Origin of the sequence: Enterococcus sp. GC34, assembly GCF_040886645.1 — a bacterium.
GTDB lineage: Bacteria > Bacillota > Bacilli > Lactobacillales > Enterococcaceae > Enterococcus > Enterococcus faecalis.
In genome coordinates, this window is record NZ_JBFOEF010000001.1 from 141414 (window position 1) to 160244 (window position 18831).

The window sequence follows — 18831 nt, forward strand, 5'->3', positions numbered from 1 at the left end:
GGTGACGTGTGTACTTTTATACGAAACTACAAGGATAGCGATTAGGCTGTCCTTTTTTGCGTACCCAAGATTCTTTCGTTTCAGAAATGAAAGAAGAGGGCAAAATGAAAAAATTAAGTATTCATCTGAAAGAAGTAAGTATTCACTTTTCGGGAAAACCAATTCTAGAAATTGATGAATTATTTGTATATGAAAATGAAAAAATTGGGATTATTGGTAAAAACGGCGCAGGAAAATCAACACTGCTCAATTTAATTATGGGTAAGATTCAATCAGACAAAGGAAAAGTTCAAAGATTGAACGACTTTCATTACTTGGCACAAGTAGCTGAAGAAATAACGAATGAATCAGAGAAAACTGATAAAAACTGTTTGCTAAATCAGAAAAATCAAAAACTAAGTGGTGGCGAAAAAGTCCAAAAACGCTTAGCAACATTATTTTCAGAGTATCCAACCGGGGTTATTTTAGATGAACCAACCACACATTTAGATAAAGAACATCGTCAGTTGTTAGTGGCAGATTTAACGTATTATTATGGGACCGTTTTGTTTGTTAGTCATGATCGCTTTTTCTTGAATCAATTAGCAGAGAAAATTTGGGAAGTTTCGGATGGACATGTCAAAGAATATTTAGGGAACTACGATGCGTATTGTCGTCAAAAAGAATTGGAACAGCAAACACAATATAATGTCTATCATCAATATCAAAAGGAAAAGAAAAAATTACAGGAATCTTACGCAAAGAAACAAGCACAAGCGCAAAAATCTAGTCATGTTTCAAAAAAACAAAAACAAAAGCAAATTAAACCTAGTCGTTTAGCTGGTTCTAAACAAAAAGATACCGTACAAAAAGCACTCCAAAAACAAGCGAAAGCGATTAATGCCAGAATTGACAGATTACCCGATGTTGCGCAAGCAAAACAAGAGCGAAAAATTATTTTTCCTACTAATAATCAGTTCTCTTTATACAATCCATATCCAATTAGAATTGAAAATTTAACTTTCGCTTATGAGAATCGAACAATTCTTAACCAAGTGAACGTTCAAATTCCTTTAAACGAAAAAATAGCACTTTGTGGAAAAAATGGTGCTGGGAAGAGTACCTTCCTTCAACAAATTGAAGCCCGTCACCCGGCCATTTACTTTTCTCCCAAAGTCCGGTTAGGAACGTATCATCAATTAGATTATCGATTAAAAAATGATGAACCACTGTTGACTTATTTATTGAAGCGGACAAATTATTCTGAAAAGATTGTGCGTTCACTTTTATATCGACTAGGTTTTCAACAAGAAAATTTACAGACAAAGATATCTTCTCTAAGTGGTGGCGAAGCCATAAAAATTACTTTGGCGCAATTATTTATAGAACCAAATAATATCATCTTATTGGATGAACCCACCAATTTTCTTGATTTAGACACAATCCAAGCACTTGAAGAATTTATAAGTGCCTATCAAGGAACAGTAATTTTCACTTCGCATGATGAAACGTTTGTGGAAAAAGTAGCCACCCGCACTATTTATTTAGAAAACGGGAAAATTATTGATAAATAAAAAAAGTAAACAAAAAGTCGCTATTTTAGCGACTTTTTGTTTAGACTTCTTCAATTGGTAAATAGGTGTATTCTGCAATTTCTGCGGCATGGGAGCCAGCAACATGTCCAGTGACAAATGCAGCTGTAACATTGTAGCCTCCAGTATAGCCATTAATATCTAAAAGTTCACCAGCAAAAAATAAACCATTGACTAATTTGCTCTCCATTGTTTTAGGGGTCACTTCTTTGAGGGAAATCCCACCGCCTGTGACAAAAGATTTTTCCAAAGGCAATGTTTTCGTAACAGTGAACTGAAAGTCTTTCAGTAGTTCCACAAAGGAAAGACGTTGCTTTTCTGTCAGTTGTTTGGCAGGCACTTCTTCAATTGCTAGTTTCTCTAGATAAAAAGTAAGCAGACGTTCTGGTATTAAAGAATGAAAGGCATTTTTTGCCACTTTATTTGGCTGTTCCTCAATCATGTAATCAACGTTTTTCAGCACTTCTTCAAAAGATTTTGTCGGAAACACATCCAAGGCTACCGTGACAGGTTGATTACCGTTGCGAGTTAATTCTTGGTTAATAAAACTAGAACAGCGGAGCGCGGCAGGTCCTGAAATGCCAAAATGTGTAAACAGCATATCCATTTGATGATTAACTAAAGGTTTTCCTTTTTGGTTCAAAACAGTTAAATTAACATCTTGTAAAGAGAGACCTTGCAACGTTTTATCAAGGATAAAAGGTTCTTCAGAAATAATAGGTGATTCGGTAGGGTAGAGTGGGCTGATGGTATGCCCCATTTTTTTGGCTAGTTTATAGCCATCACCAGTTGCTCCTGTGGAAGGATAAGTGCGGCCGCCAGTTGTTAATACAACACACGGCGCATAAATTTTTTCCAGTTCGGTTTCAACGCCAATTATTTGATCGTCTTTTCGTAGTAATTTTGTGACCTGTGTTTTTGTAAAAACAGTGACTCCTAATTCGTTAATGCGGTTAAATAGCGCATCAACAATTGACTTCGATTTATCTGTAACAGGGAACATGCGTCCGTGATCTTCTTCTTTTAAGTGAATACCATTGGATTCAAAAAAGTTCATGATATCATAGTTATCAAATTGTGAAAATGCGCTGTATAAAAATTTTCCATTCCCAGGAATAAATGAAATGATTTCTTCTGCGGGCCGATTATTAGTTACATTACAGCGGCCGCCACCAGTCATTAATAATTTTTTCCCAACACGGCGATTTTTTTCAATCAATAATACTTGAGCACCAGCTTCTGCGGCCGCAATCGTGGCCATCATACCACTCGTCCCAGCACCGACAATAATTACATCAAATTTCTTCATAGTTCTCCTCCAATTCAATAGGTAGTGTACCATAATTACAGGATTTTTTCTGGATTTAAGGAAAAAATAAACGTTTGACTATGGTAATTTTTGAATTTTCAGTTAAAATAAACCTATAACAATGAGAGGATGATTAAATGGACGCAAAACAATATGTTAAAAATATTCAAGAAAAAATTCACCAATTAGACCAAGGTCAAACAGAATATTTACAAGCAGTCGATGAGTTTTTACCAACCGTAGAAGGTTTTTTAGAAAAAAATCCTCAATACATTGAAGCAAATGTTTTAGGTGTCTTGATTGAACCTGAACGTATTTTTCAATTTCGTGTGCCGTGGCAAGATGACCAGGGCAATTGGCATGTGAACAGAGGCTATCGTGTCCAATATAATTCAGCGATTGGACCATACAAAGGTGGTTTGCGGTTTCATCCAAGTGTGAATTTAAGTGTGATGAAGTTTTTGGCCTTTGAACAAATTTTTAAAAATAGTTTAACTGGTTTGCCAATCGGTGGCGGCAAAGGCGGTAGTGATTTTGATCCAAAAGGTAAGTCAGATGCTGAAGTGATGCGCTTTTGTCAAAGTTTCATGACCGAACTTCAAAAACATATTGGTCCAAGTACAGATGTTCCAGCAGGCGATATTGGCGTAGGCGCTCGTGAAATTGGTTATTTGTTTGGCATGTATAAACGCTTGCGCAACTATGATGCAGGAGTGTTGACTGGAAAACCTTTAGGATACTGGGGAAGCCAAGCAAGAACAGAAGCGACGGGTTATGGAACGGTTTATTTTGTTAAACATTTATTAGCAGATAAAAACGATACGTTTGAAGGCAAAAAAGTCGCTGTTTCTGGTAGCGGGAATGTCGCAATTTATGCTATGGAAAAAGCAACTGAGCTAGGCGCCACAGTAATCACATGTTCCGATTCGTCTGGTTTTGTTTATGATCCAGAAGGAATTGATGTGGCGTTAGTAAAAGAACTAAAAGAAAAAAATCGTGAACGCATTTCAAAATATGTTGAAACACGTAAAGGCGCAACTTATTATGATAAAGAATCTGTTTGGGATTTCGAAACAGCGTATGATATTGCGTTACCATGTGCAACTCAAAATGAAATCAACAAAAAGCAAGCCGCTATTTTAGTGAAAAATGGAGTGAAAGTCGTGGCAGAAGGCGCAAATATGCCTTGTACACTAGAAGCAGTCGCCGTTTTTGCTAAATCAGCTGTAATTTATTGTCCAGGTAAAGCCGCTAATGCAGGTGGTGTTGCGGTTTCTGCATTAGAGATGAGCCAAAATGCTGAACGTTTAGCTTGGTCCTTTGAAAAAGTTGACGGTATGCTAGATCAAATTATGCAAAACATTTATGAGACTTGTCGTGATACAGCTAACGAATATCAGGCACGAGATAACTTTGTTTTAGGTGCGAATATTGCTGGCTTTGAAAAAGTAGCGGCAGCGATGCTAAGTCAAGGACTCGTTTAATAACAAAAAATGCTAGGATTTCCTAGCATTTTTTATTGATTTGTTTGATTAAGAGAATAAATATCTCTAATTAAATAGTTAAAATTAAACAATTGGTCTATCCAAAAGAATTTGCTTGAAAAAATGTCTAAAAACACGTAAAGTATACATGTAGTAAGTTTACTTTCGAGGAGGAAAAGGAATGTCACACATTCAATTAGATTATTCCAAATTAGCACCATTTGTTGCTGACCATGAATTGGAATACATGCAAACACAAGTCACTGCAGTGGACAAAGCATTACGTGAAGGTACAGGAGCTGGTAATGATTTTACTGGCTGGATTGATTTACCAGAAAACTATGACAAAGAAGAATTCGCGCGCATTAAAAAAGCAGCAGCAAAAATTCAATCTGACTCTGAGGTATTAGTAGTCATTGGTATCGGTGGTTCATATTTAGGTGCCCGTGCAGCAATTGAATTTTTGACACATTCATTTAATAATCTATTATCAAAAGAAGAACGGAAAGCGCCACAAATCTTCTTTGCTGGAAATAGCATCAGCTCAACTTATTTAGCTGATTTAATCAATGTGATTGGTGATCGTGATTTTTCTGTCAACGTTATTTCAAAATCTGGAACGACGACAGAACCAGCGATTGCTTTCCGCGTCTTTAAAGAGTTATTAATTAATAAATATGGCAAAGAAGAAGCCAATAAACGTATTTATGCGACAACTGACCGTGCTAAAGGAGCAGTAAAAGTTGAAGCTGATGCGGAAGGTTGGGAAACATTTGTGATTCCTGATGATGTGGGCGGCCGTTTCACTGTTTTAACGCCAGTAGGTCTTTTACCAATCGCTGTTAGCGGTGCGGATATTGATCGTTTAATGGAAGGTGCAAATGATGCACGTAAAGAATACGGCGCAACGAGCGACTTAAAAGAAAACCAAGCCTATCAATATGCTGCGTTACGTAACATTTTATATCGTAAAGGTAAAACAACTGAAATGTTAATTAACTATGAGCCTGGTATGCACTATTTCTCTGAATGGTGGAAACAATTATATGGTGAATCAGAAGGAAAAGATGGCAAAGGTATTTTCCCAGCAGCCGCAGACTTTTCAACTGACTTACATTCTATGGGTCAATATGTTCAAGAAGGTATGCGTAACTTATTTGAAACAGTGGTTAAAATTGAAAATCCACGCCATAGCATTTCAATTCCAGAACAAAATGAAGATCTAGATGGCTTAGGCTATTTACAAGGAAAAGAAATTGACTTCGTCAATACAAAAGCGTTCGAAGGTACGTTGCTTGCTCACACAGATGGTGGTGTGCCAAACATGATCGTTAAAGTGCCAACAATGGATGCTTATTCATTAGGTTATGTTATGTACTTCTTCGAAATTGCGGTGGGCATCTCAGGTTACTTAAATGGGGTTAATCCATTTGACCAACCAGGTGTTGAAGCTTACAAACGCAATATGTTCGCTTTATTAGGTAAACCAGGTTTTGAAGAATTAGCAAAAGATTTAAATGCGCGTCTATAATTTGTAAATAACAGAAGAAAAGAGCCAGAAACACTTACGTTTCTGGCTCTTTTCTTCTGTTTAAATTATTTTTCCAATGGTTCGTTCCATTTTTTAGGACTCCAAATGGTTCCTTCCAATGCAACTTGAAGACTTTCATTATCATCTTCTAATTGTTCAATATATTTGATGGTTTCCTCGATAATAAAAGAATTGGGTTCTTCACTGATTGACTGAAGTTGTTCTGCTAACCATGTATTTCTCATTTTTCTTCACCTCAAAATGTAGTCTATCATAGGTGAGCTTTTTAGTAATGAAACTTGCTTATTGGTTTTCCTTTAAAATAGCATAAATTCGTTCAATATCCGCTTGGGTGCCTCTTAATTCATAGTCAGCTAAGAAGGGAAAGTTAAATTGTTCCGCATACTGTTTAGCTGTCAGGCAGTATTGGTGATTAAAGTTTTTATTGCCGCTGCCCACCACGCCAGAGCAATAACGATAATTATTTTCAAAAGCAAGATATTCTCGCATGACTTCTGTTAAAATTTCGGTATTGCCGTTGTTGATGCCATCGCCACCATCTAAATAGGTAGGCACAAAGGTAAAAAATGGTTCTGTTTCTACTTCTAACGGAGAATTTTCCGAAATTTCTTTGAAAGTAATCGTAGGATTTTTTTCGTTTTGCTGATGTTGCTCTTCAGCATAAGTTGTTAAATGTTGAACAAATGAGCGTGTATTACCAGAGATTGAAATATATCGTATATTCATCAGAGATCCCTCCAAATAAATTTAATTGTTTACGTAAGTATAGCACATCTATGTGAAAAAAATTCAAGATCAATAATTATAAAGCGAAAAAAATAATGCCTTTTTATTACCTATTATAAAAGTGAAAATTTGTTATTTTAATTCATTTGGGTAAGTATTGAATTTTGCGAAAAACTTTGCTAAGATGGTAGAGTATTGAATAAAGAATGGTTGGGCGAAAGCTTCAAGGATTCAGTTCTTCAAGGGGTGAGAAGAACAATTTTTGAGTTTGCGCCTTTTTGCATACCTAAAACAAAAGGGCTGAGCGTATCTCTATTTCGCTAGTCCTTTTTCTTATATGCTAAAGGTGTAAAAACTAAGGAGGTGGAGACAATGGTACAAGAAGTACTAGAGCAAATCAAGGCAGCGGAAGATGCGGTGGAAGAGCATCGGCAACAAGCTAAGATGAATTGTCGTTTATATGAAGAACAGAAGCAAGAACGTTTAGCTGAACTACGTCAAGAGAGTGAAGAAGCTGTTGAAAAAGTGCTGACGGATTCACTAGCAACGCAAGAAAAGATGTTACAACTTGAAAAAGAACAACTTTTAGATGAAACAAAGCGCACTGAACAAGCGCTTCACGAACGTTACGAAACGAACAAAGAACAAGTCATTGATTCAATTATTGAGAGGGTGAAAGACGTTTATGGCAGTTAGTAAAATGGAAAAAATGACAATAATTGCCGCTGCCGAAAAAGAAGCAGCAATTCTACAAGCCATTCAAGGCTTGCAAATTGTCGAAGTAAAACGGATTTTTCATTCGCCTGAAGAAGAACAAGCCTTAAAGAGTCAATATTCTTTTTTACAAGCAGAACAGTCAACTGAACAGCTACGTAAATATGAAACGATGCTACAACAATTGCAAGAGCTTCTTTTATTTTTGACACGCTCTTCAGGAAAAGGGTTAAAGATAAAAAGAAAAGTCTATACTTTGGAAGAGTTGGAACAAACCTTTGATGAAGAAACATTACAAAGCTATTTGACGGAATTAAAGAATATTCAAGAATCTTTGAAACAAATTCAAACGGATCGTCAAGGATTAGAAGCTGAAGAAGAATTATTAGGCCGCTGGCAATATCTGGATATTTTACCGCATAAACAGCAGTTAAAAAGTAGTTATGTCGTTCATGGTTCGATAAATCTAGCCAATAAAGCCAGTTTCTTGAGCGCTTTGTCTCAATGGCCAACGGTTTATTTTGAAGAAATTTATCAAAGTATGCATCATAGTTACTTTACACTCGTTTACCTGAAGGAACATCAGCAGAGTGTAACCGAGTTATTAAACCAATATAGCTTTGAACCACTCCAATACCGTTATGATGTTCCGCCTAAAGAGGCATATCAACAAGTCAAAGAACGATATGAAATTTTACAAAAAGAAGAAAAAGCCTTAAAGCAACAACTGGCTTCTTATCATGATTTCTATGAAACGTTTTGCTTGGCTGAAGAAGTCTTATTGGCGGTTATCCAAAGAGAACAAGCACGTCAACATTTGTTAAATGCTTCGTCATTTTTCATCTTGCAAACGTGGATTCCAGTCGAAGAAAAAGCTGAGATTTTGACAGCGATTGAAGAAAAAGTTCCTAAGGACGAAATAGCTCTTACTTTTGAAAATCCTACGAAGGCGGAAATTGAGACAGATATACCGGTTAAACTAGCGAATAATAAATTGGTGCAGCCGTTTGAAATGTTAACAGAGATGTATAGCTTACCAAAATATGAAGAAGTTGATCCGACACCTGCGATGATGCCGTTTTATCTAGTCTTTTTTGGTATGATGGTAGCGGATATTGGCTATGGCTTACTGATGCTACTCTTGTCTATTATTGCGTTGAAAGCATTTGTTTTACCGAGAGGCATGAAACGTTTTGCCGACTTTTTCTTGATTTTATCATTTCCAACAATTATTTGGGGCTTCATTTACGGTTCGTTTTTCGGTGCAGCATTACCGCCAACAATGTTTGGAATCAAATCACCATTTCCGATTTTATCAACGACCGAAGATGTAAATACGATTCTTATTTTATCGGTTATTTTTGGGTTTATCCAATTGGTTGTCGGTCTAATGATTAATGGGATTCAGTTATCAAAACAAAAGCGCTATTTAGATAGTATTAACGAAAGTTACGCTTGGTTAGGGATTTTGTTTGGTTTAGCATTGTTAGTCGTTGGTAAATTAGTGGTTAAAAATGAAGGCTTATTTACAGCAGGTGCGATTTTAGCTAGTCTTTCTGCCATTGCAATTATTGTGATTCCAATGATTCAATCGAAGGCCAAATTAAAAGGCTTAGCCAAAGGACTGTATGGACTATACGGTGTGACAGGTTATGTCGGTGATTTAGTTAGTTATACACGTTTGATGGCGTTAGGAATTGCTGGGGGAAGTATTGCTTCAGCGTTTAATATGCTCGTTGAGTTCATGCCGCCAGTTGCCCGTTTTAGCGTGGGCATCTTGCTGTTAATTGTTTTACATGCGTTAAACATATTCTTATCGTTATTAGGTGCTTATGTTCATGGCGCACGTTTGCAATATGTTGAGTTCTTTGGAAAATTTTACACAGGCGGTGGCCGGGCGTTTAATCCGCTAAAAACAAAAGAAAAGTATGTCAATGTTGAGAAAAAATAGAAAATTATTTATTGGAGGAAAATAGAGATGATGGATTACTTAATTAATAATAATGGTGGAATTGTTTTTGCAGTATTAGGAATGGCGATGGCGACAATTTTTGCTGGGATTGGATCAGCCAAAGGGGTTGGCTTTACTGGGGAAGCAGCAGCAGCTTTAACGACGGAGCAGCCAGAAAAATTTGGTCAAGCGTTAATTTTACAGTTATTACCAGGTACACAAGGACTATACGGTTTCGTTATTGCTTTCTTAATTTATATTAACTTAGGAAACGATATGAGTATGGTTCAAGGATTGAACTATTTTGTAGCAGCTTTACCGATTGCCTTTGCTGGATTGTTCTCTGGGATTGCCCAAGGTCGTGTAGCCGCTGCGGGGATCCAAATTTTAGCGAAGAAACCAGAACATGCAACAAAAGGAATTATCTATGCTGCCATGGTTGAAACTTATGCCATCTTAGGGTTCGTAATTTCCTTCTTACTTGTATTGAACGTCAAATAATTGAGGAGGCAGATGGATGGATGCCATTGAAAAAATCATCAGTGAAATTAAGCAGCAAGGAAAGCAAGAAATCGAAGCCTATGTCACCAGTGAACAAACGCGCATCGATCAAGAATTCCAAGCAGCACAACAAGAAATTTTGCTGAAGCAAGAACATGAAATAGAAAAACGACAACAACAATTATTAAAAGAATTTAAACAACGCCAACAACGGCAAACACTAGAAATTCGTCAGGATGCATTAAATAAAAAACAAGCATATCTTAACCAATTATTTGACGAAGTGGTCTTAAAGATGAGTGAATGGTCAGCGGAAGAATTTCAAGAATTCATGAAAGCACAATTAGGTTCACTTGAATTAACAGGAAAAGCAACCATTCTTTTAGGCGAGTATTCTCAAACGAAAGTGACGCAAGAATGGCTGACCGCCCTTTCTGATGCTACTGTTCAATGGGAGCTTTCAGAGGAAGTTGTTCCAAAAGAAAGTGGCTTTATCGTTGCAAAAGACGGTTTGGATTATAATTTTCTCTTTTCAGCATTAGTTGAAGAGATTCAAAAAACAGAAGGCTTTAAAGTAGCAGAAAAACTTTTCAGTTAAGAAGGGAGGACGTAGCATGAGAAAACCAACGTATCATCAAATTAATCCGCTGATTCGTTTAAAAGAAACGGAGCTGCTTTCTGAGCAACAGTTTCAACAACTTTTAGAAGCGGAAACAGTTGAAGACGTTAAAAATATGTTAAAAAGTACGGTTTATCAACCTTATTTAACCGAAACTTTTGAAGAAAAATTTGACTACCATTCTTCTGAAGCGCTGGGAAGTCTTTATCGCTGGTTATATGAAATGGCTCCAGAACCAGCTGTAGTAACGTTGTATACGATGCGTTTTACCTTCCATAACTTGAAAATTTTGACGAAAGCTGAGCGAACAGGTAAAGATTTTGATTATCTTTATTTAGAAGATGGTCGTTATTCTCTAAACACAGTCAAAAGTGCCATTCATACAAAAAACTCTTCCGAACTTGAGCCAGCATTATTAGAAGTGATTCGTGATGTTTTTGCCTATCTGGAAGAGGGCGGTTTACCACAAGCAATTGATATCCTTTATGATCGAGCATTTTTACAGCAACAACGAAAATTGGCGGATGAATTGGGCTATGAAGAGTTAACGAAGGAAGTCATCGCTTTTATTGATTTAACCAATCTATCAACGATGGCTAGAGGGATTGTTCAACATCAAAACAGCAACTTTTTATCAACCGTACTTTCTAGCGCTGGCAGTATCACAAAGAAAGAACTGTTGACCTATGCGGAAAAGTCACTTGTAGAATTTACAGCATTTGTCAGAACAACGAATTACGGACAACTATTAGAAAAGATTATCAATAAAGAAACCAATGAATTAAATTTATTGGCTTTTGAAAAACTCAAAGATGATTACCTGACCTCAATGTATGAAAACGGTCGAACGGTCGCTTTTGGACCGCTCCCATTACTAGCCTTTTTGAATGCGAAAGAGGTTGAATGGAAAAATCTACGTTTAATTTTGGTCGGAAAACATAGTGGGTTCTCAAATGAAAAAATTCGAGAAAGGATGCGAAAAGTCAATGGGGTATAAAATTGGTGTCATTGGAGACAAAAATTCAATCTTACCATTTAAACTGTTTGGCTTTGAGGTCCATCATGCCATTTCAGAAATGCAAGTTAGAGAAGCCATTGAAACTATGGCGAAAAATAAGTTTGGGGTCATTTTCATAACGGAAGAAGCCTCTACTTTAGCAGAAGAAACGATTGAACGATACAAAGAACAAGTGACACCAGCGATTATTTTAATCCCAAGTCATAATGGTACAATCGGAATCGGTTTAAGTGAGATTGAAAAAAATGTTGAAAAAGCAATTGGACAAAATATTTTATAATGCAAAGGAGAATGAGCGTGCAAATTGGAAAAATTGTCAAAGTTTCAGGTCCTTTGATTTTAGCTGAAAACATGTCAGATGCTAGTATCCAAGACATTTGTCATGTAGGAGATTTAGGCGTTATCGGAGAGATTATTGAAATGCGAGGCGACGTCGCTTCGATTCAAGTATATGAAGAAACAACAGGCATTGGACCAGGAGAACCAGTTATTTCAACAGGAGAACCATTATCTGTTGAATTAGCCCCAGGTTTAATTGCCGAAATGTTTGATGGTATTCAACGACCATTGGATACATTTCAAGAAGTAACCCACAGTAACTTTTTAGGCCGTGGCGTTAAAATTGATGCGTTAGATCGTGAGAAAAAATGGACGTTTGAACCGACTGTGGCAGTTGGTGAAGAAGTGTCGGCAGGTGACATCGTCGGTGTGGTTCAAGAAACAGCGATTATTCAACATAAAATTATGGTGCCTTTCGGCGTTTCAGGAACGATTGCCGAAATTAAAGCAGGGGACTTTGCCATTGATGAAACAGTTTATTCAGTGGAAACGGCTAAAGGAACAGAAAGTTTTAGCATGATGCAAAAATGGCCCGTTCGGCGGGGACGTCCCATTTTAGAAAAACTAAGTCCCAAAGTACCGATGGTGACCGGACAACGCGTAATTGATACTTTTTTCCCAATTACGAAAGGCGGAGCGGCAGCAGTTCCAGGACCATTTGGCGCTGGAAAAACAGTCGTTCAGCACCAAATTGCTAAGTGGGCCGATGTCGACTTAGTCGTTTACGTTGGTTGTGGGGAACGCGGGAATGAAATGACAGATGTTTTAAATGAATTTCCAGAATTAATTGATCCAACAACTGGTGAGTCTTTGATGAATCGGACGATTTTAATTGCGAATACGTCAAATATGCCGGTAGCGGCACGGGAAGCCTCGATTTATACAGGGATTACTATTGCAGAATATTTCCGTGATATGGGTTACTCAGTCGCAATTATGGCAGATTCTACTTCTCGTTGGGCAGAAGCGTTACGAGAAATGAGTGGCCGGTTAGAAGAAATGCCTGGTGATGAAGGCTATCCAGCCTATTTAGGTAGCCGCTTAGCTGAATATTATGAACGAGCAGGACAAGTCATCGCGTTAGGAAAAGATCATCGTGAAGGAAGCATCACAGCGATTAGTGCGGTTTCGCCATCTGGTGGGGATATATCAGAACCTGTCACCCAAAATACGTTACGCGTTGTTAAAGTATTCTGGGGCTTAGATTCCCAGTTAGCACAAAAACGTCATTTTCCTTCTATTAACTGGTTGCAAAGTTATTCTCTTTACTCCACAGAAGTAGGGCAATATTTAGACTTGGAATTGCAAGGGAACTGGGCCGCTATGGTAGCTGAAGGGATGCGGATTTTACAAGAGGAATCTCAATTGGAAGAAATTGTTCGTTTGGTTGGGATTGATTCCTTGTCGGATAAAGACCGTTTAACGTTGGAAACAGCCAAATCATTACGGGAAGACTATTTGCAACAAAATGCTTTTGATGACGTGGATACGTTCACTTCTCGAACCAAACAAGCGAAAATGTTGCAATTGATTCTAACTTTTGGTGAAGAAGGTCAAAAAGCCTTAAGTTTAGGCACTTATTTCTCTGAGTTAATGGCGGGAACAGTTGAAATCCGTGATCGCATTGCTCGTAGCAAGTATTTACCAGAAGAAGAATTAGAAAAATTGGATCGTTTACAAGCAGAAATTAAAACAACGATAAAAGAAATCATTGCTGAAGGAGGAATGACGAATGATTAAAGAATATCGCACAATCAATGAAGTCGTTGGTCCTCTGATGATTGTTGAAAAAGTGGCAGGCGTAAAGTACGAAGAATTAATTGAAGTACGCATGCAAAATGGCGAAATTCGCCAAGGGCAAGTTTTAGAAATCAATGGAGATAAAGCGATGGTCCAAATATTTGAAGGAACGAGTAACATCAATATTCGTGATTCAAAAGTTCGCTTTCTGGGACATCCTTTAGAATTAGGGGTTTCGCCAGATATGATGGGGCGCGTTTTTGACGGCTTAGGTCGCTTAAAAGATAATGGACCAGAATTATTACCTGAGAAAAAATTAGATATTAACGGCGAAGTTATCAATCCAGTTGCTCGTGATTATCCCGATGAGTTCATCCAAACAGGGATTTCAGCGATTGACCATTTAAATACCTTAGTTCGTGGTCAAAAATTACCTGTTTTTTCAGCATCTGGCTTACCTCATAAAGAATTAGCAGCACAAATTGCCAGACAAGCCAACGTGTTAAATAGTGAAGAAGAATTTGCCGTAGTTTTTGCGGCCATTGGGATTACCTTTGAAGAAGCGGAATATTTTATGGAAGATTTCCGTCAAACAGGCGCAATTGATCGTTCAGTCTTGTTTATGAACTTAGCGAATGATCCAGCCATTGAACGGATTGCAACACCTAGAATGGCTTTGACAGCTGCTGAATATTTAGCTTATGAAAAGGGCATGCATGTCTTAGTTATCATGACGGATATGACCAATTATTGCGAAGCGTTGCGAGAAATTTCAGCAGCACGCCGTGAAGTTCCAGGACGTCGTGGTTACCCGGGTTATCTTTACACGAACTTAGCAACGTTGTATGAACGGGCAGGACGAATTCGTGGCTCAAAAGGTTCCGTAACACAGATTCCTATTTTAACAATGCCAGAGGAGGATAAAACACATCCAATTCCCGATTTAACTGGCTATATTACAGAAGGGCAAATTATCTTGTCCCGGGAACTATATAAGAGCGGTATCCAACCACCAATTGATGTCTTGCCATCACTTTCCCGTCTTAAAGACAAAGGAACTGGCGAAGGCAAAACGCGCGGGGATCACGCAGCAACGATGAATCAATTGTTCTCAGCCTATGCACAAGGGAAACAAGCCAAAGAATTAGCTGTCATTTTAGGAGAATCAGCTCTTTCCGATGTCGATAAAATTTACGCAGCTTTTGCTCAACGTTTTGAAGAAGAATATGTCAATCAAGGATTCGATACAAACCGTTCGATTGAAGAAACGTTAGATCTTGGGTGGGAACTATTAAGTATGCTACCGAGAACAGAACTAAAACGAATTAAAGAGGATATGCTCGATCAATACTTAACTGAAGGGAAGTAGAAAAATGGCTCGATTAAATGTTAATCCAACCCGTATGGAACTTTCCCGATTGAAAAAACAGTTAACTACGGCCACGAGAGGTCATAAGTTGCTGAAAGACAAACAAGATGAATTGATGCGACGGTTTATTGCGCTAGTCAAAGAAAACAATGAGTTACGTATTCAGGTTGAACAAGAAGTGACGGATGCGTTATCAAATTTTGTATTGGCAAACGCAACGTTGAACGAAGCCTTTATTGAAGAGTTAGTGGCAATTCCAGCCGAAAAAGTTGAATTAGAAATTATTGAACAGAACATCTTAAGTGTGCCAGTTCCTAAAATGATTTTTGATTACGATGAATCGGTTCAAGAAGCACCCTTAGATTATGGCTACGTGAATTCAAACAGCGAGCTTGATCAAGCTTTTGCTAAAATTTCAAGCATTTTACCGAAATTATTAGCACTTGCAAATGTTGAAAAGACGTGCCAATTATTATCAAAAGAAATTGAAAAAACGCGTCGTCGTGTCAACGCCTTAGAGTATATGACGATTCCACAATTAGAAGAAACAATTTACTACATTCAAATGAAATTAGAAGAAAATGAACGTGGCGAAATTACACGTTTAATTAAAATTAAAAGCATGAACAAAGAAAATTAGTGGTTAGAAAGAACGAGTGCGAAGCCAGTTGGTAGCTTTCGTGCTCGTTTTTAATAAAAAAGGGAGTGGAAAAAATGAAAAATGAAGAACGCCGCAAAGCGATTGCACTGAATTGTCAAAAATACGAAAGTGACTATGCTCGCTTGGTGGAACCAATCAATGAGCTACTGTTAAACTTGGGAGCGGCTATTTCAGAAGAAGCCGCGAAGCAAATCATTCTGAATGTAAAACGATATCATCACGGCGTGAAATATCTTCCTGAGTGTCATTTAGATGAAAGTAACCAATTTATCGAAGATGGGCTTGAAGCTCTTAAAAAGGGAGATTTAGGCAACGGTGCGTTACAACTATTTGGGGCTGGCTTAAACTTTGCTAGTTTTGCAGCAAAAGCACAAGGAACCAAAAAAATTGATGCCCACCAAATGTTGGCAGAACGTTTTACGAAGTTGTTGTCTGTAAAGTAGCCAGCTACTCATTGTGAATTTTAGTATCTGGGACAGTAGTCAAAATGACTTTTGTCCCAGATATTTTTTTTATAAAAATATGAAACCTTTTACAGATACTTAACGTCTAATAGTTAGTTAAATGAAAAGAGGTGTTTTATGGATAAAATTTTAACAAAAAAATTAGTTCAGAAAGCAAAAAAAGGAGATGGACAAGCATTTGTTCACCTTTGTCAAAAATATGAAACAGTTTTATACAATGCCGCATATAAAATGCTATTAAACGAAGTCGACGTTGCTGATTGTTTACAAGAAACTGAACTATGTGCATGGGAAAAAATAACAACATTAAAAAATGAATATGCGTTTAATTCATGGATTTTTAAAATAATGTTAAACCAAGTTCAAAATATTTTTAGAGAAAAGCAGAAAACAACTCACTGGATGGATACTTATTCTCCTGTTCCTGCTTTTGATGATTTATATGATTTGGATAAAGGATTACATAAATTACCTGATAATTATCGCGTTCCGCTAGTTATGTACTATTATGTTGGCTTTAGTATAAAAGAAATCGCTCAGCAACTTGATGTTTCAACAAATACCATCAAAATTCGTCTTTCTCGTGGTCGAAAAAAATTAAGGACATATTTAAAGGAGACATGGTAAATGGATAGAAAACGAAGTGATATATTAAAATATGAAAAAAAGATGCCTTTAGAAACAGTGGAACGTTTAAACACACAAAGAACTAAGATATTAATGGGAGAAATAAAACAATACAGACAGCCAAAGAAAAAGATATCGCGTAAACATTTAATTATAGGGCTAATTAGTATTGCTACCACTTTTACTTTGATAGTAAAAACACCCATTGGACGTGCCATAGAAGAGGTATTGGGGATTAGTCAAGATACAGGTGTTCAAACAGTAGAATCTTCTGGTGTTCCAACAAAACTAGAATTGCGGAGTGTACAAAATGAGCGAGAAATCGTATTAACAAAATTTGTATCGACAAAAAATAAAATGGCGTTTGATTATCAATTTAAGATTAAAGATCAGAAATTAAAAGAGTTATTACAGAAAAAAATCGCTAGAAATAATTATTCTCAAGATATTCAACTAGGGTTATTTAGAGAAGGAAGCAAAGAAGATTTATTTGGGGGTGTAAGTTCAACATCGTTATATAGAATCGAGAAGGATGTTTTTTATGGTTCAGTGATTTCAACTTTCAATAAGCAAAAACTTGTTAGTCAAGATCAATTAACGCTCCATATCTACCGATTAGCTTGGGAAGATCAAGAACAGCATGATAATGAATTAAAAGAAGCAATCAAAGCAAGTAGCCGATCTTTTAGTGTTGAGAATGCATTAGAGTATCAAGGCGATTGGACGTTTAAAATTCCTTACCAACCCATTATGAAAGAAACGATACCTAGCATTAAAAACGTGAAAAAAATTAAAAATATTAAGGCCCAAAGTGATGCGCTTCAAACTACGCTGATTATGGACATTCCAAATCCAGAAAAAAATAAAAAAAGTCGTGAGATTCTAATTTCAGTTTATAAAAACGGTCTTGAGATACCTATTGCACGTCAGATTGGTAGTGGTTTTAATAAAGGGGAAGATGCTACAATTAACATTTCTTTTGACTTAAGTAGTTTGGATCATAAGTCATTATATAAAGTAATCGTTAGAAATTCTTATGAAGATGATGCAGCAGGAAAAGAATTAGGTTCGTTGGAGTTAAAAAATACTCAGAAATAATTGCTAAAAAGGTTATGGAAAATACAAATATTTTAATTAATATAACTACTAAAAAAAGCATCTTTTTTATTGAGCGTTGTCAGTAAAAAAAGATGCTTTTATTTTCATTATCAATGGTTATCATTAGGATATTCAGACACCTGTAATTGCCATAACTTATCTGTCACTGAAGCAATAAACGCAGCACTCTTAGCATTATCAGTTCCTTTAGTAAAAATTGCTAAAGCAAAGGGGTGAGGTGTTTCTAAAATCCCCATATCATGAATAAATTCATCATAGGAACCAATTTTATGAGCAACTTTTCCTTGAGTTGTGGGAGTTTCCATTCTTTCATGGAAAACACTTTGTTTCATAGAATCATAAATCGCTTGGTAATCTGGTTTTGTTGCTTTTTCAGTATATAATTTTTGTAGAATAACAAGCGCATCTTCCGAAGAAAATTGTGGCTCTTCAATCGAAGGTGTCTTGTGCAAATAACGCTGATACATTTCTCGTTTTGCTTTTGCATCACCACCCAATGTGTCATAGAGCATATTTTTAGCGATATTATCAGAATAGGTGATGGCATATTCTTGTAACGTTTTTAATGGATATTCTGGTTGGATATTATAGGCAATGATCCCAGTTCCTTCTTCATAATCTTCTTCGGCGTTATAGGGAATCAGGTCTGTCCATTTTTTTTGACCAGAAGCAACCGTGTCGGCGACTAGCATCGTCAGTGGCACTTTAATAGTGCTAGCTGTATAAAATTCATGTTGGCCATTCACGGAACGTTGTTCGCCAGTTTCCAAATCTAAATAACTAATCCCGACCGTTCCTTCAAATTCTTTGACAGAAGCGACGAGCAGGTCATTTATTTTATCAAAAAATACTGTATTTGCTGAATTATTTTCTTTCTTGTCTTTCGTATGTTTCTCATGTTTGGCGGAATCAATTGTAACTTTTTGTTCAGATTCTTTGGCATAATCTTCGCCACGACTTGAGAAGAAGAAGCCCTCAATTAGGAAAAAGCAAAGAAAGAAAATGGTGCCGTAAAGTGAGAGTTGCTGTTTCTTCAATGTAAAACCCTTTCCGTTTCTCTAATAGAT

The 18831-nt window shown here is 36.9% G+C and carries 19 protein-coding genes and 1 other annotated feature; of the genes, 15 read left to right on the top strand and 4 right to left on the bottom strand.

Annotated elements, in window-relative coordinates:
* The first annotated feature begins 86 nt into the window (after positions 1-86).
* Positions 87-1553 carry a ribosomal protection-like ABC-F family protein gene (gene abc-f, locus AB3I72_RS00660; RefSeq protein WP_033599303.1) on the top strand — a complete coding sequence of 489 codons (1467 nt, stop codon included), beginning with the start codon at positions 87-89 and terminating at the stop codon, positions 1551-1553.
* A 40-nt stretch (positions 1554-1593) separates the two neighbouring features.
* On the opposite strand, the gene AB3I72_RS00665 is transcribed toward abc-f, so the two are convergent.
* On the bottom strand, positions 1594-2880 hold the full coding sequence (locus AB3I72_RS00665) for an NAD(P)/FAD-dependent oxidoreductase (RefSeq protein WP_002357691.1): 1287 nt from the start codon (positions 2878-2880) through the stop codon (positions 1594-1596).
* 137 nt (positions 2881-3017) lie between these two features.
* Here AB3I72_RS00665 and gdhA point away from each other — a divergent pair, with 137 nt between their 5' ends.
* Both gdhA and AB3I72_RS00675 read left to right on the top strand, forming a co-directional pair.
* On the top strand, positions 3018-4364 hold the full coding sequence (gdhA, locus tag AB3I72_RS00670; RefSeq protein ID WP_002378306.1) for an NADP-specific glutamate dehydrogenase: 1347 nt from the start codon (positions 3018-3020) through the stop codon (positions 4362-4364).
* Positions 4365-4545: 181 nt separating this feature from the next.
* Complete coding sequence (locus AB3I72_RS00675) at positions 4546-5895, top strand: glucose-6-phosphate isomerase (protein WP_002357685.1); 1350 nt, start codon at positions 4546-4548, stop codon at positions 5893-5895.
* 65 nt (positions 5896-5960) lie between these two features.
* Here AB3I72_RS00675 and AB3I72_RS00680 read toward each other — a convergent pair whose 3' ends face one another.
* The gene (locus AB3I72_RS00680; RefSeq protein ID WP_002357684.1) at positions 5961-6140 is read right to left on the bottom strand and encodes a hypothetical protein; all 180 of its coding nucleotides are present in this window, start codon (positions 6138-6140) and stop codon (positions 5961-5963) included.
* A gap of 58 nt (positions 6141-6198) precedes the next feature.
* Entirely contained in the window at positions 6199-6642 is a 444-nt protein-coding gene (gene nrdI / locus AB3I72_RS00685; protein ID WP_002413821.1) for a class Ib ribonucleoside-diphosphate reductase assembly flavoprotein NrdI, read from the bottom strand.
* 208 nt (positions 6643-6850) lie between these two features.
* Positions 6851-6898 (top strand) — a sequence feature (sodium ion sensor (DUF1646 type); this cis-regulatory element may regulate processes involved in with the transportation of sodium ions).
* Between the two features lie 116 nt (positions 6899-7014).
* Here nrdI and AB3I72_RS00690 point away from each other — a divergent pair.
* From AB3I72_RS00690 to AB3I72_RS00745, 12 genes are all read left to right on the top strand, one after another.
* A complete protein-coding gene (locus tag AB3I72_RS00690; protein ID WP_002404376.1) occupies positions 7015-7338 on the top strand; it encodes a V-type ATPase subunit F in 324 nt (107 codons plus the stop codon).
* A complete protein-coding gene (locus tag AB3I72_RS00695; protein WP_002394429.1) occupies positions 7328-9307 on the top strand; it encodes a V-type ATP synthase subunit I in 1980 nt (659 codons plus the stop codon). The genes AB3I72_RS00690 and AB3I72_RS00695 overlap by 11 nt, the downstream gene beginning before the upstream one ends.
* A gap of 27 nt (positions 9308-9334) precedes the next feature.
* Positions 9335-9808 (top strand): V-type ATP synthase subunit K, encoded by a 474-nt coding sequence (locus AB3I72_RS00700; protein ID WP_002363905.1) that lies wholly within the window; start codon positions 9335-9337, stop codon positions 9806-9808.
* Positions 9809-9824: 16 nt separating this feature from the next.
* Positions 9825-10406 (top strand): V-type ATP synthase subunit E, encoded by a 582-nt coding sequence (locus AB3I72_RS00705; protein WP_002363907.1) that lies wholly within the window; start codon positions 9825-9827, stop codon positions 10404-10406.
* Positions 10407-10422: 16 nt separating this feature from the next.
* On the top strand, positions 10423-11424 hold the full coding sequence (locus tag AB3I72_RS00710; protein WP_002371188.1) for a V-type ATPase subunit: 1002 nt from the start codon (positions 10423-10425) through the stop codon (positions 11422-11424).
* Positions 11414-11725 (top strand): V-type ATP synthase subunit F, encoded by a 312-nt coding sequence (locus AB3I72_RS00715; RefSeq protein WP_002357676.1) that lies wholly within the window; start codon positions 11414-11416, stop codon positions 11723-11725. Before AB3I72_RS00710 ends, AB3I72_RS00715 begins: the two co-directional genes overlap by 11 nt.
* A gap of 17 nt (positions 11726-11742) precedes the next feature.
* The gene (locus tag AB3I72_RS00720; RefSeq protein WP_010713426.1) at positions 11743-13524 is read left to right on the top strand and encodes a V-type ATP synthase subunit A; all 1782 of its coding nucleotides are present in this window, start codon (positions 11743-11745) and stop codon (positions 13522-13524) included.
* Positions 13517-14893: a V-type ATP synthase subunit B gene (locus AB3I72_RS00725; RefSeq protein ID WP_002357674.1), complete on the top strand. Its 1377-nt coding sequence runs from the start codon at positions 13517-13519 to the stop codon at positions 14891-14893. Before AB3I72_RS00720 ends, AB3I72_RS00725 begins: the two co-directional genes overlap by 8 nt.
* Before the next feature lie 4 nt (positions 14894-14897).
* A complete protein-coding gene (locus tag AB3I72_RS00730) occupies positions 14898-15533 on the top strand; it encodes a V-type ATP synthase subunit D (protein ID WP_002357673.1) in 636 nt (211 codons plus the stop codon).
* Between the two features lie 74 nt (positions 15534-15607).
* Complete coding sequence (locus AB3I72_RS00735) at positions 15608-15997, top strand: hypothetical protein (RefSeq protein ID WP_002357671.1); 390 nt, start codon at positions 15608-15610, stop codon at positions 15995-15997.
* Positions 15998-16135: 138 nt separating this feature from the next.
* Positions 16136-16645: an RNA polymerase sigma factor gene (locus AB3I72_RS00740; RefSeq protein ID WP_368023407.1), complete on the top strand. Its 510-nt coding sequence runs from the start codon at positions 16136-16138 to the stop codon at positions 16643-16645.
* Positions 16646-17743, top strand: a complete 1098-nt coding sequence (locus AB3I72_RS00745; RefSeq protein WP_010713425.1) for a hypothetical protein — start codon at positions 16646-16648, stop codon at positions 17741-17743. It begins immediately after the preceding gene.
* Positions 17744-17853: 110 nt separating this feature from the next.
* Here the strand turns inward: AB3I72_RS00745 and AB3I72_RS00750 are convergent, their stop codons facing one another.
* Entirely contained in the window at positions 17854-18801 is a 948-nt protein-coding gene (locus tag AB3I72_RS00750) for a serine hydrolase (protein WP_368023409.1), read from the bottom strand.
* Positions 18802-18831: the final 30 nt, after the last annotated feature.

What these genes read in the sequence shown, in the direction of transcription:
- abc-f (WP_033599303.1), top strand. Translation starts at nt 87, where the DNA reads ATGAAAGAAGAGGGCAAAATGAAAAAATTAAGTATTCATCTGAAAGAA.
- AB3I72_RS00665 (WP_002357691.1), bottom strand. Translation starts at nt 2,880, where the DNA reads ATGAAGAAATTTGATGTAATTATTGTCGGTGCTGGGACGAGTGGTATG.
- gdhA (WP_002378306.1), top strand. Translation starts at nt 3,018, where the DNA reads ATGGACGCAAAACAATATGTTAAAAATATTCAAGAAAAAATTCACCAA.
- AB3I72_RS00675 (WP_002357685.1), top strand. Translation starts at nt 4,546, where the DNA reads ATGTCACACATTCAATTAGATTATTCCAAATTAGCACCATTTGTTGCT.
- AB3I72_RS00680 (WP_002357684.1), bottom strand. Translation starts at nt 6,140, where the DNA reads ATGAGAAATACATGGTTAGCAGAACAACTTCAGTCAATCAGTGAAGAA.
- nrdI (WP_002413821.1), bottom strand. Translation starts at nt 6,642, where the DNA reads ATGAATATACGATATATTTCAATCTCTGGTAATACACGCTCATTTGTT.
- AB3I72_RS00690 (WP_002404376.1), top strand. Translation starts at nt 7,015, where the DNA reads ATGGTACAAGAAGTACTAGAGCAAATCAAGGCAGCGGAAGATGCGGTG.
- AB3I72_RS00695 (WP_002394429.1), top strand. Translation starts at nt 7,328, where the DNA reads ATGGCAGTTAGTAAAATGGAAAAAATGACAATAATTGCCGCTGCCGAA.
- AB3I72_RS00700 (WP_002363905.1), top strand. Translation starts at nt 9,335, where the DNA reads ATGATGGATTACTTAATTAATAATAATGGTGGAATTGTTTTTGCAGTA.
- AB3I72_RS00705 (WP_002363907.1), top strand. Translation starts at nt 9,825, where the DNA reads ATGGATGCCATTGAAAAAATCATCAGTGAAATTAAGCAGCAAGGAAAG.
- AB3I72_RS00710 (WP_002371188.1), top strand. Translation starts at nt 10,423, where the DNA reads ATGAGAAAACCAACGTATCATCAAATTAATCCGCTGATTCGTTTAAAA.
- AB3I72_RS00715 (WP_002357676.1), top strand. Translation starts at nt 11,414, where the DNA reads ATGGGGTATAAAATTGGTGTCATTGGAGACAAAAATTCAATCTTACCA.
- AB3I72_RS00725 (WP_002357674.1), top strand. Translation starts at nt 13,517, where the DNA reads ATGATTAAAGAATATCGCACAATCAATGAAGTCGTTGGTCCTCTGATG.
- AB3I72_RS00730 (WP_002357673.1), top strand. Translation starts at nt 14,898, where the DNA reads ATGGCTCGATTAAATGTTAATCCAACCCGTATGGAACTTTCCCGATTG.
- AB3I72_RS00735 (WP_002357671.1), top strand. Translation starts at nt 15,608, where the DNA reads ATGAAAAATGAAGAACGCCGCAAAGCGATTGCACTGAATTGTCAAAAA.
- AB3I72_RS00740 (WP_368023407.1), top strand. Translation starts at nt 16,136, where the DNA reads ATGGATAAAATTTTAACAAAAAAATTAGTTCAGAAAGCAAAAAAAGGA.
- AB3I72_RS00745 (WP_010713425.1), top strand. Translation starts at nt 16,646, where the DNA reads ATGGATAGAAAACGAAGTGATATATTAAAATATGAAAAAAAGATGCCT.